Origin of the sequence: Frankia sp. KB5 (genome assembly GCF_002099325.1) — a bacterium.
Classification (GTDB): domain Bacteria; phylum Actinomycetota; class Actinomycetes; order Frankiales; family Frankiaceae; genus Frankia; species Frankia casuarinae.
Map to the genome: position 1 here is coordinate 1 of NZ_MRUJ01000377.1, position 2,040 is coordinate 2,040.

Consider the following 2,040-nt stretch of genomic DNA (forward strand, 5'->3'; position numbering starts at 1 on the left):
CGTGAACGTCCGCCGCTTCGCCTTCGGCTCGACCTCCGGGTCAGGCCGCGGCCGCTCGGGCTCGTCATCCACCCGACCATCATCGACCAGGCCCCGCCCGGCCGTCAGCACCATCGCCACGATCAMCCCCTCCCTACCCGCCATACCTAGCCTAGACTGACGATGACCTCTGTCTCACATCATCTTGGCAGGTAGGGAAGTCGACCGGTTTGACGATGTAGCTGTTGACGCCGAGATCGTAGCTGGCCACGATGTCCCGTTCCYCGTGGGAGGAAGTCAGCATCACCACCGGCACGGTCCGAAGGGCCGGGTCRCCTTTCAGTCGTTGCAGGACCTCCAGGCCGTCGACCTTCGGCAGCTTGAGATCGAGTAGAACGACCTTCGGATCCCTGTCCGGCGACCGGTCGGCGTAGGGGCCGGTACGGAAGAGGAAGGCGAGCGCCTCGGCTCCGTCCCGGAGAACCTCGATCGAAGCCATGATGTTCTTTGTATGCAGCGCGTGCAGGGTAAGTTCGATATCGTCGGGATCATCCTCCACCAGCAGAATGTTCGGTCTTTCGATGTTCACGCCGATACCTCCTCGCTCAGAGTGAAGAAGAAGGTCGCGCCTTTCCCCTGCGCCGCCTCCGCCCAGATCCGCCCGCCATGGCGGGCGATGACGCGCTGGCACAGCGCGAGACCGACACCCGTTCCCTCGAACTGTTCCGAGCGGTGCAGCCGCTGGAACACCCCGAACAGCTTGTCCGCATACCGCGGATCGAAACCGGCCCCGTTGTCGGCGACGTAGAAGACCACCCGCCCGTTCTCGCGGCGGCTGCCGATCTCGATGCGGGCGGGGTCACGGCCCCGGGTGAACTTGACCGCGTTCGACAGCAGGTTGGTGTAGACCACCTTGAGCAGCACCGGGTCGGCCACCCCACGGGGAAGATCCCCGACGGTGATCCGCACCGGGCGGCCGGCGCGGTCGCCCTCTTGCTCCGCCAGCACCGCGGACACGATCGCCGCCGGGTCCACCTCCCGCTTACTCATGGGCTGCCTGCCCAGGCGGGAGAAGGCGAGCAGGTCGTCGATCAACGCGCCCATCCGGTCGGAGCTGCGTTGCACCCGGTCGAGATAGCCGCGGGCCTGCTCGGGCATGTCCTCGGCGTACTCGTCCATCAGGATTCGGGAGAAACCGCTCATCGACCGCAGTGGCGCCCGCAGGTCGTGGGAGACGCTGTAGGTGAAACTGCCGAGCTCGTCGATGGCCTCGTGCATCCGCTTGTTGGCCTCGACGAGGCGCGTGTTCGCCTCCGCCAACCGGGCGTTCGTCCCCGCCAACCGCTCGTTGGCCGCGGCCAGATCGGCGGAGACGCGCAGTCTTTCGGCATCGGCATGATCCAGCCGCCGGCAGATCCCGACGGTGACCGCCAGCAGCATGACCACGGTATAGGAGACCACCAGGGCACCCCGGAACGCGACGCCGTAGAACCCGAGCCGCCACAGCGCCACCGCGGTCGTCCCGACAAGGACCGGGACGATGACCGTGGCCGGCAGCAACTGGCGGGCGACGCCCCCGCCGGCCCCGGAACTCGCCAGGATCGCCAGCGGGGTATAACCCAACCGCGCCAGCGTCGCTCCGACCGACAGCACCAGCGTGGCGACCGCCGCCGGGACGGCGACCCTCGTGTAACCGGAAGTGAAATCGACCCCGTACAGATAGCTCAGCAGCACCGTAAAGGAGATGAACCMCGCGACGCAGACCAGGGCCTGGGCCACGTACCTTCCTCGCCACCGGCGGGTATCGAACAGTAGCAGGGCGAGCGACAACAGCGCCAGAATGGCCGCGCCGAAAGGCACGATCCGCCCCGGATGAGACTGCGAGGCTGTGGCCTGGTCGATGAAGAGAAGTTCGTCTATGCCGAAATTCCGATCCACGGCCGACTCGACGAGAGAGAGTCCGGAGATCGCCAGTGCAAGGGCGGCGGCCCCCTGTCCCGCCGCCAGGGTGACCCGCAAAGTCATTTATGCAGGTCAGCGGGGTTGTCGAGAGTGAGGATG

2 protein-coding genes are annotated in these 2,040 nt (G+C 66.6%); both read right to left on the minus strand.

The features are described 5' to 3' along the window. Positions 1-151: 151 nt before the first annotated feature. The gene (locus KBI5_RS24550; protein ID WP_085016618.1) at positions 152-568 is read right to left on the minus strand and encodes a response regulator; all 417 of its coding nucleotides are present in this window, start codon (positions 566-568) and stop codon (positions 152-154) included. Further along, on the minus strand, positions 565-2,004 hold the full coding sequence (locus tag KBI5_RS24555) for an ATP-binding protein (RefSeq protein WP_085016619.1): 1,440 nt from the start codon (positions 2,002-2,004) through the stop codon (positions 565-567). Before KBI5_RS24555 ends, KBI5_RS24550 begins: the two co-directional genes overlap by 4 nt. Positions 2,005-2,040: the final 36 nt, after the last annotated feature.